The sequence below is a fragment of the Acinetobacter lanii genome, assembly GCF_011578285.1.
GTDB classification, from domain to species: domain Bacteria; phylum Pseudomonadota; class Gammaproteobacteria; order Pseudomonadales; family Moraxellaceae; genus Acinetobacter; species Acinetobacter lanii.
The window spans coordinates 214,271-241,190 of the sequence record NZ_CP049916.1 but is presented as its reverse complement, the minus strand read 5'-3'; the positions used below and the strand labels follow the sequence as shown (position 1 = coordinate 241,190).

Below are 26,920 nucleotides of genomic sequence, written 5' to 3'. Positions count from 1 at the left end.
TCGTTTCACTCCCTCTCACTCGCTTTTTCGCTGAGAGAGAGGGAGAGTCTATATTAGAATGACACCATTTTTCCCGGATTAACCAAAGCACCGAGTCCATAGGCGCTTTTCGCCATTGGGATCACCAGTGGGGCCAAAGCACGGCCAAATAAAATGTCTTTGTGTTGAATGCTGGTTAACATATTGAAATCATCCGCTTGACCACAAAAGTCATCTGCAATGGCTTTACCAATACGTACCGTTTGTGCCACACCATGCCCACTCCAACCTTGCACTGCATAGATTGGGAATTTATGGCCAAACTTACGACTGTCCGCTGCACCATTCATGGTGAGGTCCGTTGTGCCACTCCACACAAAATCCAGTTCAACCGACTTTAACTGCGGAAAAACATGTTTGATTCGGCCTAATAAATATTGATAGGTCTTGTCTGGATTCCAACATGAACCTGTGCCCTCTCCACCGAACAATAAGCGGTTTTCGGAAACACCACGGTAATAATCAATTTGGAATTGGGTGTCGTATACAGGTGCATCTGTCGGTAAAAGTTCTTTGAGATCAACCTCTAGAGGCGCTGTGGTACACACATAGGTATAAAAGGGAATGGTGGTTTGATTATTTTGTTTTAACAGCTTAAATGAAGCATGGTGTACGCCCATCACCACACTTTTACGTGCTTTAATCACGCCTTGGGTGGTAGTGACATACACACCGTCTTCACGTTCTTCCACAGACAGCACTTCAGTTTGTTCATAAATTTTTCCACCATTTTGACAGAAGCCATACGCCAAGCCACGGTTTAATGCCAAGGGATGAATATGTCCGCCTAATGAATCGATCAAACCACCACAATAATTGTCAGATGCGATATGCGCTTGAAGCTCATGTTTACCCACAATGGTGGTATGTGCTTCACCTAAAAATTTTCGTGCATCAGCGCCTTGAGTCAATCCCACCAAATGCCCTTCATGCACGGCAGCGGTGATATGTCCACGTTTGCGTTGTAGATCTAATTGGTATCGGTCTTGGATTTGGTCAATCAGGCTCATTGCTTCAGTTGAAGTGAAATGCCAGAGTTTTTTTGCATCTGCATAACTGAAATGCTCGATCATCTCGCCTGCTTCCCACCGTGCAAGTCCAGGCGTGAGTTGTCCACCATTACGTCCTGATGCTGCTCCCCCAATTCGGTTTTTTTCAAGCAAGATGGTATCAACACCTTGTTCAGACAAATGCAGCGCAGTGGATGTGCCGAGTAAGCCACCGCCAATCACCACCACATCACATTCTAAATCTGCATTGAGTTGTGGAAATTGATGCCAATCTACTAATGAACTTTCATAATAATTGGCAGGAAAATCAAACTGTCCCTTTGTTGGATGAATCCAATTCCATTCCTTACTACTTTGTACATTTACACTGTTTTTAAATTCAACATCTGCAACAAATTTTGGTTTCTCGATCTTCATTTTTACCACACTCATTTTATTCAATTCAAAGGGTTCAAAACGGTTTTAATAAGCACCGCTAATCACGATATTTTGTTTTTTCAGACGTTTATAGATATAGAGCACCACGCCACACGCCAACCAAACACAGCCAAAAGTTAGTGCTGTTGTTTCAAGGTTGATCCAAAGCCCCATCATCACGGCAACCGACATCCAAGGTAAAACCAAATTAAGACATTTATTTTTCCAACCTTTACGTTGTTTATCTTGAATATAAAATTTCATAAAGACTGAAAAATTCACCGCAGTAAACGCAATCAGTGCACCGAAACTCACCATGCTGACCACTGTGGCTAAGTCAAGTGCAATCGCGAACATAGAAATCAGCCCAACACCCAATACTGAATAAAGCGGCGTTCCCAATTTGGCATGTACTTGACCAAAAGTAGATTTAGGGAAAATACCATCGCGCCCCATGATATGAATCAAACGTGATGCACTGGCATGCGTCGCTAGGCCTGAAGCAAAAGTATTCATAATTTGAGCACACAGGAACACCGACTGGAACAATGCTCCACCGACATACAGGACGATTTCAGGTAAGGCTTCATCTGGGTTGTTGAAACGCACATTGCTAGGGAAATACAACTGAATAAACCAAGATGCTCCCAAGAAAACCACGCCACCAATCAATGTCGTCAGCATCACTGCACGAGGAATGGTTCGTTTGGGATCTTTGGTTTCATGCGACATGGTGGTCACTGCATCGAAGCCTAAGAAGGAGAAACACAGGATTGATGCCCCTGCAATCAGTGGCAGAATACTGCTATAGCTAAATTAAGAAGATGAGCTACAATAGAAAAAACACTCACCTTTAAAATTATGCCAAAAACATATTCTGTCGATCTACGTGAAAAAGTCATGCAGTTTTATAAAGAGTCAAAGCATAAATCTAAGACGTGCGAAATATTTAATATTGCCAGAACCACGCTCGATGATTGGATTCTGATCGAACAGCAGACTGGTCAACTCAAACAACCTAAGTCTCCAAATGTAGGACGTCCCTCAAAGATTCTGGACCTGCAAGCTTTTGAAGCATTTGTAAAAACAACGCCATTTACCCAAGCTAAAGATCTTATTCCTTTGTTTGAACAGAAATTCGGTTATAGCGTTGGCTATCATGTCATTTTAAAAGCTCTAAATAAGATGGGTTGGACGCGTAAAAAAAGAGTTTTCTCTACAAACAAGCCTGCAAGTTAAGCCGTGCTGTATTTGAATGGTTTGCCTCAGTGGAAGCAGCAATATGGTGAAGATCACATTCTTTATATCGATGAATCAGGCATCAATACCAATGAAACCGCAGAATATGGTTGGTCTCCAAAAGGTCAACGTTGTCATGCATTTAAGTCAGGTGGGCATGGCACGAGACTCAGTATGATCAGTGCGGTCAGATCAAATGCACCATTCAAGTTTACTCAACCTTTAGTTTTTCACGGTTCGTGTGATCGGAATATTTTTGTCTGTTGGTTGGAATATTTGTTGCAGGATTTAAAGCAAAAGGATGATCAGACTAAGAGTTATTTGCTGATTCTAGATAATGCATCCATTCATAAAGGTCGAGTAATTGATGATTTGGCAGCACGATATCAGATAAGAATTGTTTATCTACCGGCATATAGTCCTGATCTAAATCCTATTGAGAGAGCATGGTCTGTCCTAAAAAGTAAAGTCAGACATATGGTTGCTCAGAATAATAAAACCTTTCAGGAAGCTTTAGATATCGTCTTTAAAATGATGTAGCTTATGTTTTTTATTTAGCTATATCGCCATTAAACAATGGTGCAATCGTCAGCACATACGCATAGCCTTGTTCTTCCCCAATCCCGCGAATCACCAAATATATGAACATGCCCATCAAGACCAAGGGTGCCGCCACGAAAATCAAGCTCAAATTGGCTAAAATATTAATTCGGAAGCAGTTAATCAAAGTGACCAGTCCAGCAAAGAGACTGACCCAAACCCAATAGGGAACGCTTGGAATCACAGCTTCAAGATATATGCCTGCCAATAATGCATTCACCAAAGGCAACAAAATATAATCAAGTAAGGCACACCACCCCACAAAGAAACCCGCTTTTGGCCCGCAGGCTTCTGAGGTATAGGTATAAGCAGAACCCGGTTTATCCGATTGACGGCTAAACCGTGCATAGCTAAATGCGGTGAGTAGCATGGCAAATAGCGCGAGAATGTAAGCCAATGGAACGCGTCCATCAGTAATCCCTGAAACAATACCAAAGGTATCGAACACCACCATGGGGGTCATATAGGCCACACCAATGATCACCACTTGCCACAAAGACATCTTCTTGAAAGAAATAGCATTTTTTTCCATTTCAATCACCCACATATATTTTTATCAAAGATATTTTTATTTTTGCAACAACTATGCCATATAATAAAAAAATCAAATTTAAATAATCAGAGGATCTATGCCTAAATATAGTTTAGAGATACGAAAAGCGGCGATTCAAATGTACAAAAAGACCGATTATAAGGTAGCTGTTTGCAAGGAATTTAACATTTCTAGAGTGACGCTAGATGCATGGATTAAACTTGAAGAAGAAACGGGAGACTTAGTGCCAAAAGCTGCAAAAAATCGTGGTGCGCCCTCTCATATAAAAGACATGAATGAATTCCAAGTATTTGTAAAAAATACAAAATTTCAAAATATTAGTGATTTAGTCCCTTTATTTGAACAGCACTTTGGCTATGCTGTTTCTTATGCCGTTTTAGTTCGTTCCATTCACCAATTGGGTCTTAAGAGACGTCGTGGACGCTACTATGCCTGAGCAACTTCATCACAAAAAATTTAAATAAAATCACTGTCTTTTATTTAAATAAATAACTGCACATTAATGTAAATTTATTTTATTAAAAATGTAAATTATAAATATTAAATATGTAAACTAATTATTTTAAAAAAGTAAATTATAAATATAAAAAATGTAAATTTATTTTTTTAAATATGTTGATTTAAAATTATAAAAAAGTAAGTTTAATTCAAGAAAGCAATCCAAAACGATGCATACCTGCAATGATGTGATTTAAAATGGCGCAGTGATGCGTACAAAAATTTTGAACATAAAAAAAGGTGGTCATCACCACCCTTTTCTCACCACCTGTGTATTACTGATACATCGGCTGATTATCATTCACTTTGATCAAGCCTTTAATCGCACGATATACAATCCAGACCCAAGACAAACCCACTACCGCAATACAGAAGGTCGATGCACCCAGTGCTACCCCTGCAAATGCTGTTGCGTTTTCACCGGTAAAAAATAAAAACAGGAAGGGAATAAAAGCAATTATGTTCCAAATCAGATACCACCAAAAGGTGCGAATTTGCCAAGTAAAATGACTTTCAAAAATTGAACCTCGCACTGAATCACGTTTTGCGTAATTAATCAGCAATGCAATAAGCGCCAAAATCCCTGCTGAGAAAATCGCAATGATATATAGGATATATAAAATAATGGTGAGGAATCGATTTGAATCTTGATCTACTGAATAATTCATTTTTATCCTTTTTAAGTCAGTCTATTTTACATTTTAAGCACTTTACATTTTAAGCAGGTTCAAAGGCGAAATCAGCCAAAGAATCAACAGTATATTAAAGACTATGGTACAGAAATAGATTTTTCGAAACGGTTGTTTTTGTGTTTTATGTCGTAATCGTTGTTGCGCGAGCCATGCCGCCGGCCAGCCCCCTAAAAACGACAAAAGGTGCAGGGTATTTTCAGGCACACGGCGATTGCCCAATTGCGCAGCTTCTTTATCCTGTGCATACATCCAATAGGTGATCGCATTAATAATGCTAATCACTAATAGCAACATCGAATTTAGATACCCTGTAAATGTCAACAATGCTAAACCCACGATATAGATGATTGCTGCGATTTGCATCGGCTGTAACTTTGTAGGCTTCTGTTTTATATTTTTATTATGTTTGAGTGGCTGAGCCTTTTGGGTTTGTGAGGCTTTTAAATAGGTCACTTGCTTGGCTTTATACCGCCCCTGCCCATCCAATTGCACGATGTACTCTAAGGCACAACCGTTAATGGGACGCGGACCGGGACGAGCAAAATCCTTAATATGTAAAAACACGCGACCTTTACTTTCATCATTGGGTTGAATAAAGCCATAACCTTTATCATCAAACCATTCTACTAATCGACCCTGATCGCGCATTGTTATTCCTATTTCAATGTCTTAAGTTTAAGCAGTGACGAATTTTAATCGTTCTACCAACATATTACGCATCTCATCCGGATTTTTTTGCAAAATATCGCCCCCGGTACGCCCCAATTCCGCATTTTTCTGTGCCACTTGTAAGCGCATCATCCAGAAACGTCCTGCTGCCATTGCTAAGTAAAGCTCTAAACAGGCTTTCTCATCTGAAGTGAGTGGGCGCACGCTTTCATAGGATTCTAAATACGCTTGAGCTTTGGCTTCATTGAGATGCACGTCTGGATATTCGGTGCAGAAGTCATTGATGGTAATCGCAATATCAAACAGTAATTCATCTTTATTTAACTCATAAAAATCTAAAATACCGTTGAGCTGATCGCCTTCAAATAAGGTATTGTCACGGAACAAATCTGAGTGAATAAAGCCTTTAGGACGGTTTGGATACATGGCAGTTAAGGCGTCATAGAGACCGAGCAGATTATTGAGTAGCACTGTATCGGCAGGATTCAATGTCGGCTTAATGCTCTTTGCCACACTGAGCCAATAATCATGATTGCGGTATGAAGCACGTTCAAGTGGGAAATCTTGTAATGCCACATGGATCTTGGCTTGAGCAATGGCAATTTCTTTGACTTGCTCAATATTCGATGGCATCGGATGTTTGCCGATTAAACGCGGTGCAATTTGTGCAGGTTTGTCTTTTAAACTTTGAATCGCACGACCACTGTGAGTCAGTGGAACAGGTACAGCAAGCCCCTGTTTGCCCAAATGCTCAAGCACCGGTACCAACTCCCCTGCACCTTGTTCATCCATTTCTTCAAAAATGGTCAGTACAAATTGTTGATCATTTTCACCGACAATAAAGTAGTTGGTATTTTGAATACCGCCTTGAATTGGAATCAAGTCCACGATTTTTAAGCCATAAGGCGCTGCAAAATCTTGAACTTCCTTTAAAGTCAAAGTGGTATAGACCGACATAGAAAACCTGCGATAAAACTTACATAATTTTGATAGAATACCCGCTCCCACTAGCAAGGTGTAGCACCTAAGGCGGGAAGTTTCATAATCGGCTGTTATTTTTGGAAAAAATTATGCTTGCTAAACGTATTATTCCTTGCCTTGACGTAGATAATGGTCGAGTGGTGAAAGGTGTTCAGTTTTTGGATATCCGTGATGCAGGTGATCCTGTTGAAGTGGCACGCCGATATAATGAGCAAGGTGCCGATGAAATTACCTTCCTAGATATCACTGCGACATCGAATGGTCGTGATACTACTTACCGTACCGTTGAACGTATGGCAGAAAGCGTATTTGTACCGCTAACTGTCGGTGGTGGCGTACGTAAAGTGGAAGACATCCGTTTATTGCTCAATGCAGGTGCAGACAAAGTCAGCATCAACTCAGCCGCGATTTATAACCCTGAATTTGTGCAAGAAGCGTCTCAACGCTTTGGTGCACAGTGCATCGTGGTCGCAATTGATGCCAAACGTACTGCTGAGAATAAATGGGAAATTTTTACCCATGGCGGGCGTAAAGAAACCGGCATTGATGCGATTGAATGGGCTGTGAAAATGGCGGAATACGGCGCAGGCGAATTGTTGATTACTTCAATGGATGCCGATGGCACCAAAGCTGGCTATGACCTAAAATTGATGCGTCAAATTAATGACCGCGTGACGATTCCAACCATTGCTTCAGGCGGTGTCGGGAATCTACAGCATTTGGCTGATGGTATTTTACAAGGCGGTGCAGATGCTGTACTGGCTGCGTCTATTTTCCACTTTGGTCAGCACACCATTCCAGAAGCGAAACAGTATTTGGCAGCACAAGGCATTGAAATGCGTCTTTGATAGCGCACTATTCAAATACGCTATTGAAGAAAGAGGTCAAATGACCTCTTTTTTATGCCCGAAGAATACACCCAAAATAAACCCAAGCTTTTCAAATAGGAGTGGTTGAGAACTTAATATGCTCATTGTGTTGTTAATGTCTGAGGCTGTTCAACCCACTTGGCCGGAAAAACCCGATTGACTTTGTCGCTCAGCCATATCGACAGTGGCTTAGGCAAAGCAATACCCAAAGGATTTTTCTCCTGTAAATCGGCAGATGAAATGACTCGAGTCCCAAGTAAATAGTCAAACCACGGTTTAGTCACACACCAATTGGCATCCTGATTGGCATTCATATGATGATCATAGTGCCACGGAATTTTGCCTTTCGCCCACTCAGGCTCTAAATGCGCACGGCGGTGAATATAATAATAATTGCCAGCGCTATATAGTGATGCCAATACCATGCCTTTAGAGATCGGATAAAACGCTAAACTCGCCCCCCCTGCGACAATGGCTAAAGATACAATTTCATTTTTAGTGCGCCAATTAGAAATACCTTCAACATAACCCACATCATGGAAGCTTGCAGTGCGTACTTCCCGATGATGTGCCCAATGCGACTTCATACTACGTGGTATCGGGCTAAAACGTGGTTGTCCTGTGCGATGCGTGCCATGCAAAATATATTTATGTGCCACCCATTCAAAACCATTGGCAAACACCAATCCGATTAAAAATCCTTTTAACATCTGAATTGCTCACTCTTTATTCTTCAATCTTATGAGCTTTAATATAGCCGAACGCTATTTAACATGATTGACCATTTATTTTTATTTCATTGACAAATCACGACATTGATCTCAATAGATGAGGTTCAGCATTGGAGGTTTAATTTTACATGGTTCGTCCATCTAAGATTAGGTATGTTCAGACTTGAGATAAGCGAGTAATCTAAACGATTCTTGAAAAAATCAAATTGAAAATAAAAAAGAGTCCCATGACAGCACCACTTAAAGACTATTCAGGTTCCGTCTATGGCGGACTCGGGCAACTGCTCTATCATTATTGTGCGTGTAAAGGGCTCGAGATTCCTGCTACTTTGGCGAATGTGCAACAAGCCGAGCGTTTTGATTTTAGTCTCTGGCGAGAAATTCTCAATGAAATTCAACAATGTGGTCATAGCCCGGCTTTAGGTTTAGACATTGCTGGCTATGTGGAACCTAAGCATTTGGGGATTATTGCCTATATTGCGTTGTCTTGTGACACCTTAGCGGAAGCGCTGACACGTTATCACGATTTACATCGTTTGATTTACGATGGTTCACCCTTAAAGATTGATCTAGTGGGTGAACATTTAGCGGTACGTTGGGATGAACTTCCAGTTCATTTGACCACACAAATCACCGATGAAATCGCCATTGCCTTATTGGTGCAATTTTTGAGGTTGTATCTGCAAGTCGATCAACTTGTCATTCATGAAGTGCATTTCAAATATCCTGCCCCAAAAAATGTTGCCCTGTATGAAGGTTTTTTTCATTGTAAAGTGAGATTTTCACAGCCTACAGTACAGATCCTTTTTCCACTACAGTTTCTACAAACTCCCATTAAGCAAGCCGACCAGACCTTACAAAAATTACTGCTGCAACAAGCCAACGCGTTGTTAGATCAACTACCCAATAGCACCCAATTGGATGAACGGCTGCAACAATCTATTTTATTGGGCTTACAGAAGAATCGTTATCAGATCGACACCATTGCCGCTCAACTCAACCTGTCGGTACGCCAACTGCAACGGCATTTAAAACAGCAACACACCACCTATCAGCAACGGGTTCAGGCGGTACGCCAACTGTTGGCAATACAATATTTACAAGATCCTTATTTGAGCTTACAAGAGATCGCTTTGTTGCTGAGTTATTCGGAACAAAGTGCTTTTCAGCGGGCATTTAAACAATGGATGGGCATGACGCCACAACAATGGCGAATCAAGCACAGACATCAAGCGAAAGACAGCTCATCGCCTAATGAAGACAAAACTTAAAAACAGATTAAAATACAAGCACCACAACATCAATAAAGTGGTTGTGTAAACCGGATTCACATTTTAAGAATCATTAAATTTTAAAAATATAAATCGAATAGGAATAACAATGAATAAATATATGGCTGAATTTTTAGGGACTTTTTGGCTCGTTTTCGGAGGGTGTGGTAGTGCGGTATTGGCTGCTGCTTTCCCAGAACTCGGTATTGGCTTTGCAGGGGTTGCGCTTGCTTTCGGTCTTAGCGTACTCACCGCTGCTTATGCTCTAGGTCATATTTCAGGCGGACATTTTAATCCTGCGGTCAGCGTAGGTTTATGGGTCGGTGGGCGTTTTGATGCCAAAGATTTGCTTCCGTATATTATTGCGCAAGTGATCGGTGCAACCGCTGCGGCATTTGTGCTGTATCTGATTGTTCAAGGTCAAGCTGGCTTTACCACCACTGGCGGTTTTGCCACCAATGGTTATGGGGATTTATCCCCAGGCAAATATGCGCTTAGCTCAGTGATCATCATTGAAATTGTACTGACAGCTTTCTTCCTGATTGTGATCATGGGTTCTACCGACAAACGTGCTCCTGCGGGCTTTGCACCGATTGCGATTGGTTTGGCTTTAACCTTGATTCATTTAATCAGTATTCCAGTGACCAATACCTCAGTTAACCCTGCACGGAGTACCGGTGTGGCCTTCTTTGCCGCAACCGATGCCTTACAGCAACTCTGGGTATTCTGGATTGCGCCAATTGTCGGTGCAATAATCGGAGCATTAATCTATAAAGGCTTTGCCAACGAACCTAAATAAACGGCTGAACCCATCTTAATATTAACCACGCATAAAAAAGCCTGCAATATGCAGGCTTTTTTCTCAGCATTTCATCACATTTAGAACAATGCGATGTTATAGAAATGGATTTTCAACTTCGTTTTCATCTGGTGTTTCAATCGCTTCAGGCAGCGCTTTATCCTGTTCTAAAGCACTGACAATCTCATTCAAATACGCTTGTAAGGCTTTGGCCGCCGCTAGACCGGCTTGATCTTTGGTGATCTGTAAATTGCCATACACATTAATACGATCTAGATCATTTTCTAAGGTCAGGTCATGAATGGCATGCGATTCAGTCCCACCAACAAAAGGCTTGAACATGTTATTTTCTCAAAAATTGTGGTTGTTATGCTGCAAAATATAATACGTCCAAGCCCCTGTCTGCACCTGTTATTTAAACAAACTCATCAAAAATTTTAGCAACGCGTCCAATAAGGATTCCATCACTTGTGCTTGTGGAGAACTGTTCTCCTCATGCGACTGAGTGCTTTGATTGTTTGCTGTGTTGTTTTCAGTGGCGGTACTGCTTGAAGTTGTGGTTGTCGTCGACATCGATTTAGGCGCGACAAATTTCTTTTGTAAGGCTTTAATCTGATCGGATGGAATATCGACTGCACACTGACTTTCTGCATCCCAATGTGAATACTCTATGGTTTTATTGGCTTTAACCTGCGAGGCTTTCAAGGGCAATTGGTAAGTATTGCGCTTCTGCTCTGAGGTTAATTGCGGGAACACATTCATGCCCACCATTTCCTCTAATTCACAGACGCTGATCACTTTGACCTGCAATGAATTGTCATTTGGTGCGTAATACACCCCTACAATGCCATTTTTAGGTAAATAGACCGCTTTAAACACAGCACTCGGGACAATCACCCCCTTGCCAATGGTCTTGAGCTTTTTACCCGAAAATACCGGACCCGTCACCACATACACATCTTGCTTTTGCTTGGTCACAATGGCACGAGTGGCTTCTTCAAGCTCACGCCATACTTGCTGATTATTTTTGGGTGACTGGGGCACCATATTGGCCAGTGAGAAACTGTCAAATTGGGCTTCTTTGGTGGGCATATCCGCATTTGGCGACATATGACCTCGGTCATAGCCTGAGCCTCTATAGTCCGCCAAAGTGGCACGATCACTGGCGCTGACTTGTAACTCTTCATGGAAGCTGTCTTCACGCGCAATCTTCTGACTCAAACGCTGCACCGATAAATATTCAGCGGTCCACAAGGGGGTTTTAGAAACCCCCGAATACATCACGTTAAAACCGTTAAAACACAGTGGGTAGGTATTTTTCTGTAATTTTTCTTTGACTAAAACCGGCGGTTGTTCACGATAAAACTGCTTTAAGCAGGTCGAATTGCTGCTCGAACTGCTAAAAGGAATATATTGAGAGATGCCCTCTTGTCCAAAGCTCAGTGCAAAACCACCTGCTGCGACAAGACCTAAAATACTTTTAACCGCTAAATTGCTCAATCGAGTGATATCCAATTTTTCTAAATTATGTTTCGACTATTATCTTGGCGAAATGCTGTATGAATAATCGACGACAAAATAGCTTAACAAGCATTCAGATTGATGTATATCAAGTGAATTTTCAAGTGAATAAATCTTCTACAATTGTGCTGATTTTTGCACTAAATTTAAGTAACAAAATGTTGTCCTTATACAGCAGTTTCGAATAACTATAGATGACTTTGCGTAGTTCTAGTGGAAAGCCTTTTCTAAACTATGGCATCTTAAATGCTGACATTTTCAGCAATTCAATGCATTTTTTATTATCCAATCCATTTCAAGCGTCATCTTCCCATCGCTAACCCATCAGCGAGTTTTAAAGATTGACATGATTTTTTCAAATTAAATAAAACATCGGAGTCAATTATGCGTACTCAATTTTTAGCTTTAAGTTTAATGACAGGATTATCTTTTGCTTCTGTTTCAGCATTTGCTGAGCCTCCTGTTCAAGCTGGGGAAACACTAGAAAGTTTATCTAAAGTCAAAGTGACCACGACTGTGAATGGTCAACCCGGTTCACTCAATGACTTGGTGTCGAGTGGTCAGGTGAAATTGCTAGGAGATGCCAACGCAGCGCCTACATCAATAGCGAATATAACACCGCCTGAAGCAGTTGCGCCTACAGCTAATCCCGAAGCTGTTCAGCCTGCCACTCCCCCTCAAGCAGAGAATTTATCTGAAGCACCTCAACAGCTGTCCAATGATGCTGAGAATGTTGATCCGACCAATTAAGCAGAGCAATCTTTAAGAATCACGATGTCCTATAGATCTTTAACCGCAATTCAGTCAGGGCTTTGTTCCAAGATTGAATAAAACAAAACATAAAAAAAGCCAAGGACATGAGCCTTGGCTTTTTTATAGGTAAATTTCAAATTAAATTTGAATTTGACTACCCATTTCAACCACACGATTGGGCGGGATTTGGTAGAAGTCACTCACCGGACTGGTATTACGTTGCATGGAAATAAATAATTTTTCACGCCACGGCGCCATTCCATCACCCACGGTATGAATCAAACGATCTCGAGAAATAAAGAAGCTAATACTCATCATATTAAATTCAGCATCTGCTTGCGCATAGGCTTTCTCTAATGCGGCAGGAATATTCGGCTGATCTTTAAACCCGTAATACACAAAGATTCGGAAGAATCGCTCATCCAATTTTTCCACTTGAATGCGCTCATTTTCAGGTACAAAAGGAATATCACGGGTAATGACTGTGACCATGATATTACGCTCGTGTAAAACCTTATTGTGCTTAATGTTGTGCAACATCGCATGCGGCACCACATTCGGCGTACCGGTCAGGAAGATCGCATCACCCGGGACAATCGGTGTTTCATTGCTCATGCTGACGCTTTTAATGAACACATCCAAAGGCAAGGTGTCAGATTGGAGGCGATTCAACACAATTTCTCGACCATCTTTCCACGTCATTAAAATGGTATAGACCATTGCACCAATCAAGATCGGCACCCAACCACCACCGAGAATTTTCAGTGAGGTTGAACCGACAAAGACCAAATCAATGAGCAACAGTGGCACGCCAAACAACGCCACTTTCCACATCGGCCAACGCCAAAAACCATAGGCCAAAATGGCAATTAAAATGGTGCCACAGAGCATGGTCATGGTCACTGCTACACCATAGGCACTGGCCAAATTGGCACTGTTTTCAAACAGTAAAATCAGAATCACGACCGATACAAACAGCACCCAATTGATGAAGGGCACATAAATCTGCCCCTGTTCAACATCGGAGGTATGTAACACGGTTAAACGAGGTAAATAACGCAGTTGAATGGCCTGATTGACCATTGAAAACACCCCCGTGATCACGGCTTGGGAAGCGATCACCGCTGCCGCTGTCGCCAAACCAATCATTGGATAGAGTGCCCATTCTGGAATCAGCATATAGAATGGATTTTCAAGTGCCGCAGGATCACGCAACAATAATGCCCCCTGCCCCGCATAATTGAGCAGTAGACAAGGCAACACTACGGTGAACCATGCCAATTTAATGGGCAAACGTCCAAAGTGTCCCATATCTGCATATAGCGCTTCACCCCCGGTAATGGTCAGGATGACTGCACCCATGGTTAAAAATGCTACATAAGGTTGATGCACCACAAAATTAAACGCCCAATGTGGACTGATCATGGTCAGTACAAATGGGGTTTGCATGATGCTCCAGAGTCCTAAAATCCCAATGGATAAAAACCAAACTAGGGTTAAAGGACCGAAAAATTTTCCCATTGTGCCCGTACCGTGACGTTGCACAATGAATAAGCCGGTCAGAATACCAATCGCAAGTGGCAATAACCACTGATTAAACATGGGTGTAGCAATACTTAAGCCTTCAATGGCAGAGAGAATGGATATTGCAGGGGTAATAATGCCATCACCAAAGAACAGTGATGCGCCGATAAAGCCAAGTGCAATGAGGTAGATTTTTTTATTATCGGCAATGCGTGTAGAACGCATATTGAGTGCCAATAATGACATAATCCCGCCTTCACCGTTGTTGTCAGCACGCATAATCACAGTGACATATTTGAAGCTGATGGTCAGCATCATGCACCAAAAAATGAGTGATAAGATGCCTAAAACGGTCGCCTCAGTAATTGCAATATGAGCCGTCAAAAAACATTGACGTAATGCATACAAAGGACTGGTCCCAATATCACCAAACACCACCCCAAGGGCAGCTAAGGTAATCGCTGGTAAGGCGGCTTTTTTTGCATTGCTTTGCATATAAACGTCTTCAACAAATTAGACAGTATTTTTCCGTCATCATAGCACTGCGTTAAAACTTTTTCTTTAAATCAATTGTTTCAGCTTGGCAGAGCGGTTTTTTTTGGTTATTATCCGTCGCCTTGGTGAGGTGTCCGAGTGGCTGAAGGAGCACGCCTGGAAAGTGTGTATACGTTTATAGCGTATCGAGGGTTCGAATCCCTCTCTCACCGCCAGAATTTAAAAACTGCATGCCAAGCAGTACAGAAAGGTTTAATTCGCATGAATTAAACCTTTTTTGTTGCCTAAAAATACTTTAAATCGCGCATAGGTTCGAAATGTTGACGGTATAAATGACGGTACATATTCAACAGCACAAAGTAATGGATAATTACAACATCCTGTTGAATGGTGATCACCTCAGTCTGCGTTTGTACATTGTTTTAGTTTCATTATACTTTTATCAATAAGCGCACGCTGTCATAAGAAACTCAAGCTATTATTGATTTTGTCTAAATTTTAATCTCAGAATAACTAAACATGAGATATATTATTTAGTTTTACTCTTCATATATTTTAACTATTAAATCAAACTAAATAATAATAACCATCATATTATTTATAAATTTCAAATACTTGAAAAATAATTGTATATTTTTTAAGTTGTTTGTCTATTTTTTGTTTACAACCAAAATCAACTTTGCTAAAAATAACGCCAACAAGTTCACATTATGAGTATTCAACATGACTAAATTACGCTTTTTGATTTGTGCTATTTTGTTTACGACGACATCTGGTGTATTTGCAGGAACTACTCAAGTGAAATATGAGGGTCAATATTCAATTGAAAAATCTTCACAGGTGAAACATTTAAACATCACCCAAGTTGATGCTAAAGAAGCAAAACTTAAAAATGCATAAATAAAATTAAACTAAAGTGCTATAAACACTTTAATCAAAACATGATTAAAAAACCGTTGAGAACAAGAGGCAACACTAGCAATGCTTTAATGATCTGATTAATCACTCATCATTAAGTGCATTTTGAAATGTATAAATTTGCAACATTAACAACAGACAATAATAACAATAAATAATAAAGTGAATTAAGTGATCGTTTTTTGGCTTGTGTTTTAGCAAGAATCCGCTATTATTCACACACAACGTTGCCGGCATAGCTCAGTTGGTAGAGCAACTGACTTGTAATCAGTAGGTCCACAGTTCGAATCCGTGTGCCGGCACCATTTTAAACTTAGCCTCGCTTTTTAGTGAGGCTTTGTTGTTTCTGGGATTTGTATTTCCTACAAAACGCTTTATTACGCATTCACTGCGCAAATCTGGACATAATCCACCAAGCCATCGGCATACAGTTTTTGACACAGCTTGGCAGTCATTTCAATTTTAAAACGATCTAAAGACCACTGCCCTTGCAGTTTTTTTTGAGCCTGCTGCTGACTTGACTGCTGAATATAATCTGCAAATCCCTGTAACACGGGTCTAGATAGATTTTCAATTTGAATCTTTTCAAAGCCGAAACTTCCGATGATATTTTCAGTTTCCGCATATGAATTTAAATGCTTCAACTGAATATCTGCACTTTTTAACAATGCGCTTAACTTTAATTTTTCAAATGAATTCAAAGTGGCGTATTTTTCAGTCAAGACCAAATAATGAAAACCAATGCGTGCTTTTGAATTCAAAACCGATTTGACTGAGTTTAAAAATGAATTTAAATCACTGTGGTAGGCTGCATCGATGCAGAGCACCGCATCAAATTTAAACTCAAAATCGCACCCATTTAAATTTAAAAATGATCCACACATTACATTGTGTATAAAAGGCATGCTGTGGATAATTTTATCCACACAGGCAGGCTGTATATCCACAGCCTCAATATGTGTCACCTGATAATGACTTTTCCACAAGTGTAAACTTGCCCCTTGTCCACAGCCCAAATCCAACACGCGATCTTTTGAATTTAAATCTATGGCATCGGCAAGTTGTTGTGCCAATGTTTCACAGGCGTGTGGATAAGCATCATTTTGGACTTGCCAATAACCCAAATTGGTCCAAGCAGATTCAGATGCATCTCCCAACATCACTGCATTAATTGCATACTTATGTTGCGGTGTGTTCTGAAGCAATGCTTGAAACCATTTCATCTTGTATTGACCTAATCGCTTAGTAACCCAATTGCGGAGCAACCTCAACAATTGGTTTTAAACCGACAAACGGCAATGGGGCTTTAAAAATTTCCGCAATATGCATGGCTGAAGTCACGGCAGATTCCAAAATCGGTAAGCCATCACATGACCATGAACCGCAGTAAAACACTTTACGGTTGGGATCCAAATGACGTTTCTGCAATTCGGTATTTAAAGACAAGGTATTGGTATCAACCACAGCGCGAGTGAGTTTAACCGTTGAAATGATTTTCTTCGGGTCAATCTCAATCACCGGATTCCAAGTTTGGAATACGGCAGATTTACCCACCAAACTCGGTTCAATGGAATTCAGCCAGACGGTGAAATGCTGTTTGGTAAATTTACGATCCATCATATAGCTTAAAACAGACCAATCTTTACGGCGTTCAGGCATCACGATTGGATCGGTATGAATCACCAATTCACCATCGACAAATTTAAATTGCTTCAACAACGCAATGTCATCGGCAAACTGCTCAGGATGCAGGAATTTGTGCACTTTGGTGGTCGGGGTCGCCACAATCACCCGATCAAATAACGCCGAGTCGCCTTGCGCGGTTTCGACATAAACCTGCTCACCACGTTCTTCAATTTTGTGAATGGGTGTTGAACTCCGAATCTCAACCCCTTCGCTCAGTTTATCGACCAAGGCTGGGGTTCCCCCTTGAATCCGCAATAATGCATCGCCATCCGTCAATTGGCGTAAGAACACCAACAATGGTTTCGCAGGCCATTCGCCAATGGTTTTCGCATCACAGGTACAAATCGTGAAGAGAACAGGCATTACTACGCCATTCCAAAACACTTCTTCGATTTGATTGATACGAACAAACTCATCCAAAGTGATGTCTTGATTGTCCGATTTAAAAAACTGCTTTAAGGCTGTTTTTAGCTGTAGCATACCTTTTACGATACGCCAGCCATATTGTTTAATGCCTTTACGGTTGTTAATAATCGGGAAATTACCAATGGGCGTGCGTGAAGTGGTCAACCAAGTTTCAATTTTATCTTCAAATAACCAACTACACGACATATAGGTGCGTACAGGAAAAGTTTTAATACCTAAGTGGGTTGCCAAACTGAGGGTATTTTTCCACAGCATTGGATTCATCACCCGTAATGGCGAATCGATATTGCCACCTTCATAGGCCAAACTATAACTGTCCATTCCACGGCCTGGGAGTGCCTCAAAAATCGTGATCTGATGTCCTGCATCTTTAAGCATTCTTGCAGTAGCCAACCCAGCCATGCCACTTCCAATCACTGCGATCTTCAAAATTATTATCCGTAAATGTTAACGATATTTTTTTATTATGCTCGAAGATGCGAACAAATACGGTATTAAAAAGTTCCAGATTTGCTCTTTTTATCGCTCAAAGATAAGTCAAATAAAAATATCTATTTAAACTTTACCTATTTAGGTGGTTTTCTAAGCTACTAAAACTATTAGTTTTTTTAAAAAAACAAAAAAACCTTTAAAAACAAGTAGGATATTTTCACCAAATAATAAAATTTATAGTTTACAAGTAGATATTTTTGAATTATTATACGCACACAAAACGAGAACCAAGTCACATTAAACTTATAAAAACATAGTGACAGAGCAAAAAAATAAATAGAAATTACAGCGTTAAAGGGCCTCTGTTGTGTGGGATAGAGGCCCTTAATTTTTTTAGCTTTTTAAATATTCAATGGATTGATCAATCTGCTCACGGTTAAAAGAGATAGATCATCACTGATTTGATTTTTTCTACCATTTTTCAAATCTATTCAATTCACCTCTCACTGATTATTGAACTTTTAATGCTCAAAAAATATATTCTCCAATGAGTTTAAGCCACAAAAAAGGCAAATCTAAATTTGCCTTTTTTGTATTTCGAGCACCTGTTTCGATCGGTTGAATGCTATAGCACGAGTTTAAACTGAAATTTGACCAAATTTCCCCTGATTGAAATCATGGAACGCTTGGATGATTTCCTCTTTACTGTTCATCACAAAAGGCCCATGCCCTTGAATCGGTTCATTCAACGGTTTTCCAGTGAGTACCAAAAACTTAGCCTCTTGGGTCGCTTCAAGTTGAATTGCAGTTTCACCATCTTTGGCGAACATCACAATCGAACTGTCTTGAACTTTTTGAGTGCCATTCAACAACATCTCGCCTTCAAGCACCACCAGCAATGTATTGTGATCTACAGGCACATGGATAAATTCGCTATGTCCAACTTTGAGTACACCATCCCAAACATTGACTGGACTAAAGGTCTGTGCAGCACCCTGTACATCACCTTGGCTACCTGCAATCACCCGCAGATGCCCTGCTTGATCTTCAAACTCAATCACAGGAATATCTTGTGACTCAATCGCTTGATAACGTGGTGCTGTCATTTTGTCTTTTGCAGGCAAATTCACCCACAATTGCACCATTTCAAATAAACCACCGCTTTGCGCAAACTCAGGCGAATGAAATTCTTCATGCACCACACCGGAGGCTGCTGTCATCCATTGCACATCACCAGTTTTAATCGTACCGCCACCGCCAGCAGAGTCTTTATGCGTTACCTCACCTTGATAGGCAATAGTCACGGTTTCAAAACCACGATGCGGATGTGAGCCCACGCCATGTTGTGCGGTAGTCGGGTCGAAATGATAGGGTGCAGCATAGTCCAACAATAAAAACGGACTGATCGCTTGACCCAAACGATCATAAGAAAACAGGTTTTTCACCGGAAAGCCGTCACCCACCCAATGCATCTGTTGATTACGATAGACACCGACAATTTTTTTCATTTTTAACTCCTATGGCTAGGATTGAATATGCATTCATCATAGCCATTACTCTGATGCCATTCGAGTGCTGCGCCAGCATACTGCGTCACATAAATAGGATAATTCTTAATAACCTCATGCGCTATGCTAATGCCTTCAACTCTCATCTATGCTGTTCAGCATTTCAGTGATTGTCTTATTTTTATGATTATTTTTCCCAATTCAGCCTCTTCTGCATCGATGCGCTTGTCTTTAGCATGAAACTCAGTTGCGAGGTTTTTTGATCTTGCAACATCGAAATTTCATACAGATGAATAGATAAAAGGAAGATAACAATGGGCAAGCCCTATATACGTTTAGATAAAGACAATGCTGCGGTTTTATTGGTGGACCATCAAACCGGTTTACTGTCATTGGTTCGTGATATCGATCCAGATAAATTTAAAAACAATGTCTTGGCACTGGCAGCTGCGGCCAAATATTTTAATTTACCGACGATTTTAACCACCAGTTTTGAACAAGGTCCGAATGGTCCGTTGGTGCCTGAACTAAAAAATATGTTCCCTGATGCTCCCTATATTGCACGTCCTGGGCAAATCAATGCTTGGGACAATGAAGATTTTGTTCAAGCCGTGAAAGCCACAGGGAAAAAGCAACTCATTATTGCAGGTGTAGTGACTGAAGTCTGTGTGGCATTCCCCACTCTATCTGCATTAGCAGAAGACTTTGAGGTGTTTGTGATTACCGATGCATCCGGCACTTTTAATGCCTTAACCCGTGATTCTGCTTGGGATCGTATGTCGAATGCAGGTGCGCAACTGATGACTTGGTTTGGCGCATCATGTGAACTGCACCGCGATTGGCGCAATGATATCGAAGGCTTAGGTACCTTGTTTGGTCAGCATATTCCAGACTATAGCAATCTCATCAACAGCTATGTTCAAAATACAGCGGAGAAGAAATAAGACGATTGGTCAGGGTGTTAGATTATCCTAAACAGCCATACTTTTAAGCGATCTTCGGATCGCTTTTTTTGTTTCATTCATCCGTATTGAACTGCATACTTTCCTAAAAATGATATAGTGAAACTGATCACTCGCTTGCTTTGGACTGTGCATGTGCATTCTTTCGATGACTTTTACTATTTCTATTTGGTGGTGAAACACGGTGGCTTTAGTGCGGCCAGTGAAGCCAGCAATATCACCAAATCAAAACTCAGTCGTCGAATTTTAGACTTAGAAGCCCAGTTTAATGTCACCCTGATTCAACGCTCCACGCGTCATTTTAAAGTTACTCCCTTGGGACAAGAGTTCTATGAAGAATGTCAAAAAATTATTGAACAGGTGGAACAGGCACAGAATGTATTGACCCGCCAAAAAGTCGACATGCAAGGGCTAATTAAACTCAGCTGTCCCCCGGTGATGATGGAACATCAGATTCGCCCTTTGCTAAATGATTTTCTAAAACGTCATCCCAAAGTGAATGTTGAAATGGAACTCACCAGTCGCCGTGTCGATGTGCTTCATGATGATATAGATTTAGCGATTCGCACCAATTTTTCCGCCAATGAAGACTCGAGCATTATTGTCAGAGATATTATTAAAACCACGCATTGCTTGGTGGCAAGTCCTGAGCTTCTACAAGGTCGTGTCATTCAACATATCACAGAATTATATGAATACCCGAGTATTGTTTTAGGCACGCAGAAGCCACATTATCAATGGTTATTGCATCATTTAGCGCATCAAGAACAAATCGAAATTCCATTGCAGCCCAGAGTCAAAAGCAATGATCTCTCAGGGGCATATTTTGCAGTTTTAGATGGCTTAGGTATTGCAGACCTGCCCTATTTAACCGTGAAAGAAGACATTGCATCGGGTCGTTTGATTCATATCTTACCTGAATGGTGCTCGAATCTTGGCACAGTGCAATTGGTGTATGCCTCGCGTAAGGGACAACGCTTAGTCATGGAACAATTGATTGAGCATTTGGTTGAGGGGATTCGCAGCTATTCACAACATGAAGCGGGTTATGTGGTTTAGCTTTTTATTTTTACCCTTGTAGCTTTGACTTGATGACTTTAAATTCGAACTTTAACTGAGTCATTCTACAGTCGAATAAGTTTGAGCGCTGAAATATAAAATCCAGAACCGAAGTTCTGGATTTCTGCAGCAAAGGCTATTGTAAAAATAAACAGCCCACTTATTAAAAATGAGATTAGATTTTACCAATCAAATCGATTGAAGGTGCAAGCGTTGCATCGCCTTCTTTCCATTTTGCTGGGCAAACTTCACCCGGGTGAGCATGCACATATTGTGCGGCTTTCACTTTACGAAGCAGTTCTTGCGCATCACGACCGATACCACCGGCATTAATTTCTACGATTTGGATTTTACCGTCAGGGTCAATTACGAAAGTACCACGGTCTGCAAGACCTTCAGCTTCAATCAGCACTTCAAAGTTTTTTGCCAAAGTCCATGTTGGATCGCCCACCATTGGGTATTGGATTTTTTTGATTTCATCAGAAGAATCATGCCACGCCTTGTGGGTGAAGTGAGTATCCGTTGACACTGAATAAATTTCTACACCCATTTTTTGGAATTCAGCATAATGATCCGCTAAATCGCCTAATTCAGTTGGACATACAAAAGTAAAATCGGCAGGATAGAAGAAGACCACTGACCATTTACCTTTAAATTCTTTTTCAGAAATTTCAATAAATTGACCATCTTGATACGCTGTTACATTGAATGGTTTGATTTCAGTATTGATTAAACTCATCTCGTTTTCCTTATCTCGTTTGGGAGGATTGCCTGTTTGTGAAATAAGAATACGATAAGGATTTAGATCGGTAAAACAGTAAGTTTTTATAATATTTATCGAATTTTTAGATCTAATATTTCTATTGACTTGGCAATGTCTATCGGAGCAAGCTCAGCACTTTCGGATGCGCTTATGCCCGATGTATCATCGATAAAAAAAGCCCATCTTTATGATGGGCTTTTAATGATGATCTGCCGTTTTAAGCAGGTTCTTACTTTATATTAAATACAATATTTAGTTATTGTATAGTCTAAAATGGTAAGTCATCATCTAGATCAGAAGGTGCTGTCGCCATTGGCTTAGCAGGTTGCTGCTGTGGTTTAGGGGATTGGAAACCTTGGTTAACATTGCCATAACCACCTTGTGGTGCAGCTTGATTACCGTAACCACCTTGCGCAGGTGCTTGGTTGCCATACCCGCCTTGGCTATTTTGATTGTTGTTAAAACGAGGTTGCTGATATCCGCCTTCACCTTGATTGTCATTTTGCTGACGATTGTTTGAATCGAGCATCTGCATTTGTTCACCACGGATTTCTGTGGTGTAACGTTCTTGACCGCTTTGATCTGTCCATTGACGGGTACGTAATGAACCTTCGATATAGACTTTCGATCCTTTACGTAAATATTGTTGTGCAATTTCACCTAAACGGTTGTGCAATACAATACGATGCCATTCAGTTTGCTCTTTACGCTCACCGCTGTTTTTGTCTGTCCACGACTCGCTGGTTGCGATCGAAAACTGAGTGAGTGAACCACCATTTGGGAACGTTTTCGTTTCTGGGTCTTTACCCAATGTACCAACTAAGATTACTTTGTTTACGCCGCGCATTTGCTGTTATCTTCCTATGTCGATTCTATGTTTTACTTTATAAGAGTTATGCTTAAATGGCTACCTCTTTACCCAACAAGCGCGTTAAATCGTGTCGCGCAGCCTCATCTATTTGCTGTTTATCGACCTTAACGTAAGCCACTTGCTGTTCGGGCATCACCACGACCTCTTCAATACCACGAATTGCGAGGAGTTGAGAAGTCCATTCATCCGTTTGTTTTGCTTCCGGCAAACTGAATACTAGAGAGGATAAATAACGTGGTTGTGACAGTCCAAAACTGATCAATAACCAAATCAATGCGATGCCGGTGAGAATGCTCCAACCGAGTGTGGTATTGCCGAGCATATTCAGTTGACCACCCAAAATCCCACCACAAAATGCACCCAAAAATTGTCCTGATGCATTGACACCCATCGCCGTTGCTTTGGATTGAATCGGTGCAGCTTTAGAGAGCCATGAAGGCAATAACGCTTCCATCACGTTAAAGGCAATAAAGAATAGCCCTAAGCCGAGCAGTAAAATGTATTTGGATTCAAAGCCAAAAATCATCACCGCCAAGCCGGCAATAATACCGCCAATCGCCGTCAGGAAAATACCACGCATTTTGCGATATTTTTCCGCCAAGATGATGCTCGGGAATGCGAAGAATAAACTGACCACCAAAAGTGGCAAGTAGATCAAACCGTGTTTTGACAGCGGAATATCTGCAAACTCAATCAACTGTGACGGCACATAAATAAACATCGCGGTCAGCAATAAATGCAGTGCAAACACGGACACATGCAAACGGTTCAAGTCTTGCATTTTCAAGACTTGCTTGAGCTGATTGAAATAGCCTTGTTGGAAGTTCTTATGATGACGCGTGGTCGATGGCACCATAAACAGCATCAAAATCGCGAGTAAGCCCATAATCGTGGTGACCCAGAATAACCCTGAAATCCCGACCAATGTGGTGAGCCAAGGACCTAAGCTGAATGCCACCATAAACGATACGCCAATACTCATGCCCATAGTGGCCATGGCTTTGGTGCGGTTTTCTTCACGCGTCACATCGGCCAAAAGCGCCATCACTACAGCCGACACCGCCCCACCGCCAGCAATGGCTCGACCAATAATCACGCCATAAATGGTCTCAGACATTGCAGCCACAGCACCACCAAGAGCAAACAACAACAAACCTAAAATGATCAGCGGTTTACGACTAAAACGGTCTGCAATTAAGCTAAATGGAATTTGAAGGATCGCCTGCGTCAAACCATAAACACCCACGGCAAGACCAATTAAGGCTGGTGTCGCATACTGATATGACTGCCCCGCTACTGAAAATACAGGCACAATCATGAACAGTCCCAACATGCGCAGTGCGAAAATGCTGCTTAATGCAAAGGTTGAGCGACGTTCGAGGGCATTCATCATAAGATAGCTAATAACTCATTAATCTTGAGTGGGGATTATAGGACATTCAATCGGGTTATGAGCAGGCTATTTTGATGAGAAATAAAGATCAAGTTTTTTTCAGAATAGAAAAAAGCGTAACCGAAGTTACGCTTTTTGGACATTCACATCTGAACCTTAGCCGAGAGCAACATCAAAGTATCCTCTTATAAGGATTCAATCTGGAAGTTGAAACAGGCTGTTAAGCAGGCTGACGTTTGTTGTATTGAATCGATGCAATCACCGCCCAAACAATAAAGGCCACACCAATTAGTCCAGTCACGATTTCAGGCACATGTACCCCTGTACCGCTGGCCAACATAATCAATGCCAATGCGCCAATCGCATAATGTGCACCATGCTCAAGGTAGATATAAGCATCCAATGTACCTTTGTCGACCAAGTAAATGGTCATTGAACGCACGAACATCGCACCAATCGCTAGACCGAGCATAATGATCACTACATCTGAAGTAATCGCAAATGCACCAATCACACCGTCAAAACTAAAGGATGCATCAAGCACTTCAAGGTAGATAAAGCCACCTAGACCCGCTTTGATTGCACCTGTTGGCGCACCGCTTGCGTCATGTCCAATTGCATTACCCTCTTCATCCACTTCTGGCTCACCGCCAAGCATATGACTCAGCACTTGCACCCCGATATACACCACGATGCCCCAAATTCCGGCCATGGTCACCGCTAAACGGGTGTCTTCAGCAACATTGGCTGCCATGATCAATAAAGCAATCAGCGCGATAAACACCGACATTGCAGGCACATTGGCAAGATTAGCCAGACGGCGTTCTAACCAACGGAACCAATGCGTATCCTTGCCTTCGTCTAAGAAGAAGTTTAAGAACACCAACAACAGGAATGAGCCACCAAAGGCTGCAATTTCTGCATGATGGGCAATCAGTCGTTCTGAGTAATTTTTTGGATCATTGAGTGCCATATTGATCACGTCCATCATGCCCATGTCTGCGGTCACAGCCACAATCACAATCGGGAAAATCAAACGCATACCAAACACAGCCACCAAGATTCCGACGGTTAAGAAAATCATTTTCCAAAAATGATCCCAACCACGCAGTACCGAAGCGTTTACCACTGCATTATCAAAAGAAAGGGACACCTCCATCACTGCTAAAATCGCAGTAATGGTCAGTGCCGTGATCATGGTCTTAATACCCGCATCTGGACCGTGGGTAAAACCCCAATATGCAGAAATGGCAAGACACACGATCGAAAATACGATTGAGAAACCAAAGTGTTTCATCATGATAAATCGACCTATGGACAATTATTAATATTGAAAAAAATATAAAACTTAAAAATGAAGCTTAAGAATTTCTAGGCACAATTATGACGACTTTTACAGCACATTCCAAAATTCTTCGTATGCTTTTTTTGAACAAAAGCCCTCAAGATTCAATCGCATCATATCTTGTAGTATAAGCACTGCATAGCATCGCTACACTGTTCCATTTTTTATTGACGCATATAGGAATTGAAAATGTCATTTTCACAGGATGTTTGGCAACGTAATTTAGCGCTTTATCAAAAAACCCTTGCTCATCCTTTTAACCAAGCCTTGGCGAAAGGCACGCTCAGCAAAGACACCTTTTGTCATTATGTGATTCAGGATGCCCATTATCTGTTGGCTTATGGTCGTGCGCTTGCGGTCTGTGCAGCAAAGGCTTTTGAAGCCGAAGATGTCATTCAATTTGCCGACTCTGCCAAAATTGCGATTGTGGTCGAGCGCAGTTTGCATGATGATTTTATGCAGAATTTTGACATTTCCAAAGATGAATTCCAAAACACCCCACTGAGCTTGGCTTGTCATCACTATACGTCTTTTCTCACCGCAACAGCGTGGTCAGAAAGCTATCCTGTTGTATTGGCATCACTGTTGCCGTGTTATTGGATTTATGCCGAAGTTGGCAATGACATTGTGCGTAATTCAGTACCGAATAATCCCTATCAAGCGTGGATCGATACTTATGCGGGGGATGAATTTAACGCCGTGGTCAAGAAAGTGATTGAAACGATTGATCGTGTGGCTGAGCGTTGTGATGCGGATACCATTGAAAAAATGCATCAGGCTTATACCCGTGGGGCAGAGTTGGAGTGGTTGTTTTGGGACAGTGCTTATCGCCAAGAAAAATGGTTGGGCTTAGATGAGAAGTGACTTGGATCTTGATGATGATCATCCAATTTTTT

General features: G+C 41.2%; 26 protein-coding genes, 2 tRNA genes and 2 pseudogenes. 13 read left to right on the top strand and 17 right to left on the bottom strand.

Annotated features, from left to right (window positions below; genetic code table 11):
- Positions 1-53: 53 nt before the first annotated feature.
- Positions 54-1,466 carry an NAD(P)/FAD-dependent oxidoreductase gene (locus tag G8D99_RS01115; RefSeq protein WP_166321841.1) on the bottom strand — a complete coding sequence of 471 codons (1,413 nt, stop codon included), beginning with the start codon at positions 1,464-1,466 and terminating at the stop codon, positions 54-56.
- A gap of 45 nt (positions 1,467-1,511) precedes the next feature.
- Positions 1,512-2,276 (bottom strand): annotated as a pseudogene (locus G8D99_RS01110) (APC family permease); the annotation flags it as partial.
- A 51-nt stretch (positions 2,277-2,327) separates the two neighbouring features.
- Here G8D99_RS01110 and G8D99_RS01105 point away from each other — a divergent pair.
- Together G8D99_RS01105 and G8D99_RS01100 are read left to right on the top strand one after the other, a co-directional pair.
- Positions 2,328-2,705, top strand: a complete 378-nt coding sequence (locus G8D99_RS01105; protein WP_166321839.1) for an IS630 transposase-related protein — start codon at positions 2,328-2,330, stop codon at positions 2,703-2,705.
- Between the two features lie 3 nt (positions 2,706-2,708).
- Entirely contained in the window at positions 2,709-3,245 is a 537-nt protein-coding gene (locus tag G8D99_RS01100) for an IS630 family transposase (protein ID WP_166321837.1), read from the top strand.
- Between the two features lie 22 nt (positions 3,246-3,267).
- On the opposite strand, the pseudogene G8D99_RS01095 reads toward G8D99_RS01100, so the two are convergent.
- Positions 3,268-3,837, bottom strand: a pseudogene (locus tag G8D99_RS01095) (APC family permease); the annotation flags it as partial.
- Positions 3,838-3,934: 97 nt separating this feature from the next.
- On the opposite strand from G8D99_RS01095, the gene G8D99_RS01090 reads away from it, so the two are divergent.
- Complete coding sequence (locus tag G8D99_RS01090) at positions 3,935-4,294, top strand: transposase (protein WP_166321835.1); 360 nt, start codon at positions 3,935-3,937, stop codon at positions 4,292-4,294.
- A gap of 337 nt (positions 4,295-4,631) precedes the next feature.
- Here the strand turns inward: G8D99_RS01090 and G8D99_RS01085 are convergent, their stop codons facing one another.
- From G8D99_RS01085 to G8D99_RS01075, 3 genes are read right to left on the bottom strand one after another with little or no spacing between them, the layout of a single operon-like run.
- Positions 4,632-5,024 (bottom strand): DUF4870 family protein, encoded by a 393-nt coding sequence (locus G8D99_RS01085; protein ID WP_166321833.1) that lies wholly within the window; start codon positions 5,022-5,024, stop codon positions 4,632-4,634.
- 42 nt (positions 5,025-5,066) lie between these two features.
- Positions 5,067-5,696 carry a DUF1294 domain-containing protein gene (locus tag G8D99_RS01080; RefSeq protein ID WP_166321831.1) on the bottom strand — a complete coding sequence of 210 codons (630 nt, stop codon included), beginning with the start codon at positions 5,694-5,696 and terminating at the stop codon, positions 5,067-5,069.
- 27 nt (positions 5,697-5,723) lie between these two features.
- A complete protein-coding gene (locus tag G8D99_RS01075) occupies positions 5,724-6,674 on the bottom strand; it encodes a homoserine kinase (protein WP_166321829.1) in 951 nt (316 codons plus the stop codon).
- A gap of 113 nt (positions 6,675-6,787) precedes the next feature.
- Here G8D99_RS01075 and hisF point away from each other — a divergent pair, with 113 nt between their 5' ends.
- A complete protein-coding gene (hisF, locus tag G8D99_RS01070; protein WP_166321827.1) occupies positions 6,788-7,546 on the top strand; it encodes an imidazole glycerol phosphate synthase subunit HisF in 759 nt (252 codons plus the stop codon).
- Between the two features lie 122 nt (positions 7,547-7,668).
- Here the strand turns inward: hisF and G8D99_RS01065 are convergent, their stop codons facing one another.
- On the bottom strand, positions 7,669-8,277 hold the full coding sequence (locus G8D99_RS01065) for a sterol desaturase family protein (protein ID WP_166321825.1): 609 nt from the start codon (positions 8,275-8,277) through the stop codon (positions 7,669-7,671).
- A 248-nt stretch (positions 8,278-8,525) separates the two neighbouring features.
- Between G8D99_RS01065 and G8D99_RS01060 the strand changes: the two genes are divergently transcribed.
- Complete coding sequence (locus tag G8D99_RS01060) at positions 8,526-9,569, top strand: AraC family transcriptional regulator (RefSeq protein ID WP_166321823.1); 1,044 nt, start codon at positions 8,526-8,528, stop codon at positions 9,567-9,569.
- Between the two features lie 109 nt (positions 9,570-9,678).
- Positions 9,679-10,368: an aquaporin Z gene (gene aqpZ, locus G8D99_RS01055; RefSeq protein ID WP_166321821.1), complete on the top strand. Its 690-nt coding sequence runs from the start codon at positions 9,679-9,681 to the stop codon at positions 10,366-10,368.
- A 96-nt stretch (positions 10,369-10,464) separates the two neighbouring features.
- Here aqpZ and G8D99_RS01050 read toward each other — a convergent pair whose 3' ends face one another.
- Together G8D99_RS01050 and G8D99_RS01045 are read right to left on the bottom strand one after the other, a co-directional pair.
- Entirely contained in the window at positions 10,465-10,710 is a 246-nt protein-coding gene (locus G8D99_RS01050) for a hypothetical protein (protein WP_166321819.1), read from the bottom strand.
- A gap of 69 nt (positions 10,711-10,779) precedes the next feature.
- Complete coding sequence (locus G8D99_RS01045) at positions 10,780-11,868, bottom strand: DNA/RNA non-specific endonuclease (protein WP_166321817.1); 1,089 nt, start codon at positions 11,866-11,868, stop codon at positions 10,780-10,782.
- Positions 11,869-12,273: 405 nt separating this feature from the next.
- On the opposite strand from G8D99_RS01045, the gene G8D99_RS01040 reads away from it, so the two are divergent.
- Positions 12,274-12,639 carry a hypothetical protein gene (locus tag G8D99_RS01040; RefSeq protein ID WP_166321815.1) on the top strand — a complete coding sequence of 122 codons (366 nt, stop codon included), beginning with the start codon at positions 12,274-12,276 and terminating at the stop codon, positions 12,637-12,639.
- Between the two features lie 141 nt (positions 12,640-12,780).
- Here G8D99_RS01040 and G8D99_RS01035 read toward each other — a convergent pair whose 3' ends face one another.
- Positions 12,781-14,661, bottom strand: a complete 1,881-nt coding sequence (locus tag G8D99_RS01035) for a potassium transporter Kup (RefSeq protein WP_166321813.1) — start codon at positions 14,659-14,661, stop codon at positions 12,781-12,783.
- Positions 14,662-14,785: 124 nt separating this feature from the next.
- Between G8D99_RS01035 and G8D99_RS01030 the strand changes: the two genes are divergently transcribed.
- From G8D99_RS01030 to G8D99_RS01020, 3 genes are all read left to right on the top strand, one after another.
- Positions 14,786-14,876: transfer RNA gene (locus tag G8D99_RS01030), tRNA-Ser, on the top strand.
- 508 nt (positions 14,877-15,384) lie between these two features.
- Complete coding sequence (locus G8D99_RS01025; protein WP_166321811.1) at positions 15,385-15,561, top strand: hypothetical protein; 177 nt, start codon at positions 15,385-15,387, stop codon at positions 15,559-15,561.
- Positions 15,562-15,808: 247 nt separating this feature from the next.
- Positions 15,809-15,884: transfer RNA gene (locus G8D99_RS01020), tRNA-Thr, on the top strand.
- 72 nt (positions 15,885-15,956) lie between these two features.
- Here G8D99_RS01020 and G8D99_RS01015 read toward each other — a convergent pair.
- The 3 genes from G8D99_RS01015 to G8D99_RS01005 all read right to left on the bottom strand — a co-directional run bounded on the left by G8D99_RS01015 (position 15,957) and on the right by G8D99_RS01005 (position 19,631).
- Entirely contained in the window at positions 15,957-16,802 is an 846-nt protein-coding gene (locus G8D99_RS01015; RefSeq protein ID WP_166321809.1) for an SAM-dependent methyltransferase, read from the bottom strand.
- Between the two features lie 19 nt (positions 16,803-16,821).
- On the bottom strand, positions 16,822-18,120 hold the full coding sequence (locus G8D99_RS01010) for an FAD-dependent oxidoreductase (RefSeq protein ID WP_196782894.1): 1,299 nt from the start codon (positions 18,118-18,120) through the stop codon (positions 16,822-16,824).
- 641 nt (positions 18,121-18,761) lie between these two features.
- The gene (locus G8D99_RS01005; RefSeq protein WP_166321805.1) at positions 18,762-19,631 is read right to left on the bottom strand and encodes a pirin family protein; all 870 of its coding nucleotides are present in this window, start codon (positions 19,629-19,631) and stop codon (positions 18,762-18,764) included.
- Positions 19,632-19,945: 314 nt separating this feature from the next.
- Here G8D99_RS01005 and ycaC point away from each other — a divergent pair, with 314 nt between their 5' ends.
- Together ycaC and G8D99_RS00995 are read left to right on the top strand one after the other, a co-directional pair.
- Complete coding sequence (gene ycaC, locus G8D99_RS01000) at positions 19,946-20,575, top strand: isochorismate family cysteine hydrolase YcaC (protein ID WP_166321803.1); 630 nt, start codon at positions 19,946-19,948, stop codon at positions 20,573-20,575.
- A gap of 153 nt (positions 20,576-20,728) precedes the next feature.
- Positions 20,729-21,652: a LysR substrate-binding domain-containing protein gene (locus G8D99_RS00995; RefSeq protein WP_166327426.1), complete on the top strand. Its 924-nt coding sequence runs from the start codon at positions 20,729-20,731 to the stop codon at positions 21,650-21,652.
- Positions 21,653-21,827: 175 nt separating this feature from the next.
- Here G8D99_RS00995 and ahpC read toward each other — a convergent pair whose 3' ends face one another.
- The 4 genes from ahpC to G8D99_RS00975 all read right to left on the bottom strand — a co-directional run bounded on the left by ahpC (position 21,828) and on the right by G8D99_RS00975 (position 25,979).
- Positions 21,828-22,391, bottom strand: coding sequence for an alkyl hydroperoxide reductase subunit C (gene ahpC, locus G8D99_RS00990; protein ID WP_166321801.1), 564 nt, complete (start codon positions 22,389-22,391; stop codon positions 21,828-21,830).
- A 292-nt stretch (positions 22,392-22,683) separates the two neighbouring features.
- On the bottom strand, positions 22,684-23,262 hold the full coding sequence (ssb, locus tag G8D99_RS00985; protein ID WP_166321799.1) for a single-stranded DNA-binding protein: 579 nt from the start codon (positions 23,260-23,262) through the stop codon (positions 22,684-22,686).
- Positions 23,263-23,314: 52 nt separating this feature from the next.
- Positions 23,315-24,679, bottom strand: a complete 1,365-nt coding sequence (locus G8D99_RS00980) for an MFS transporter (RefSeq protein WP_166321797.1) — start codon at positions 24,677-24,679, stop codon at positions 23,315-23,317.
- 220 nt (positions 24,680-24,899) lie between these two features.
- Positions 24,900-25,979: a DUF475 domain-containing protein gene (locus tag G8D99_RS00975; protein ID WP_166321795.1), complete on the bottom strand. Its 1,080-nt coding sequence runs from the start codon at positions 25,977-25,979 to the stop codon at positions 24,900-24,902.
- Positions 25,980-26,213: 234 nt separating this feature from the next.
- Here G8D99_RS00975 and tenA point away from each other — a divergent pair, with 234 nt between their 5' ends.
- The gene (gene tenA, locus G8D99_RS00970) at positions 26,214-26,888 is read left to right on the top strand and encodes a thiaminase II (RefSeq protein ID WP_166321793.1); all 675 of its coding nucleotides are present in this window, start codon (positions 26,214-26,216) and stop codon (positions 26,886-26,888) included.
- The last annotated feature ends 32 nt before the right edge of the window (positions 26,889-26,920 follow it).